We start from the raw sequence: 612 nt of genomic DNA, 5'->3' as shown, positions 1-612 counted from the left end.
GGCGCGGGACCGGGCGCCGGCGGGGGCGTGCGGCTGGACGCGTTCCGGGGGACCCGGGGACGGGGTGCCGGGCCCGGACGGCGCCGCCGACGGCGTGACCCGTACCGTGACGCCGCCGAAGTCGAACAGGGACGCCACCCCGGCCCGTACGGGGGGAGCGAGGACGAGCCCCGCCAGCAGCACCGCGAGCCCGGCGAGCAGCACCCGCCGCCGCGCGCGCACCCAGCGCCGTACCCGCACCCGCCGCCCGGCGACGGGCACCGCCTCCCCGGCAACGCGCGCCATCACCCCGGCGACGACCCGCTCCACGTCCACCGGGCCGCCCGGACCACCGCCCACCGGGCCCCCCGACCCGGCACCGCGGCCACCAGCCGTCCCGGCGGCACCGTCATCCGTCCCGGCGGCACCGCCAACAGCCCCCGCCCCGCCACGGGCCACCCCGGCACCGCCAAGCCCACCGCCGGCAGCCCCGGCACCGCCAGCCCCGGCACCGTCCGACCCAGCACCGGCAGGCCCACCACCAGCAACCCCGCCACCGACCGACCCACCACCGCCAGGCCCACCACCAGCAACCCCGCCACCGACCGACCCACCACCGCCAGGCCCACCACC

Annotated in this window: 2 pseudogenes; both read right to left on the bottom strand. The window is 81.5% G+C overall.

Going from position 1 to position 612, the window contains the following annotated elements:
* Positions 1 to 339: pseudogene (locus ABD317_RS26690) on the bottom strand (hypothetical protein); the annotation flags it as partial.
* Positions 285 to 612 (bottom strand): annotated as a pseudogene (locus ABD317_RS26685) (hypothetical protein); the annotation flags it as partial. The pseudogenes ABD317_RS26685 and ABD317_RS26690, both read right to left, overlap by 55 nt.

The sequence above is a fragment of the Streptomyces synnematoformans genome (assembly GCF_039531005.1).
Lineage (GTDB): Bacteria > Actinomycetota > Actinomycetes > Streptomycetales > Streptomycetaceae > Streptomyces > Streptomyces synnematoformans.
The sequence above is the reverse complement of the archived record's forward strand: the minus strand, read 5'-3'. Positions and strand labels throughout refer to the sequence as shown.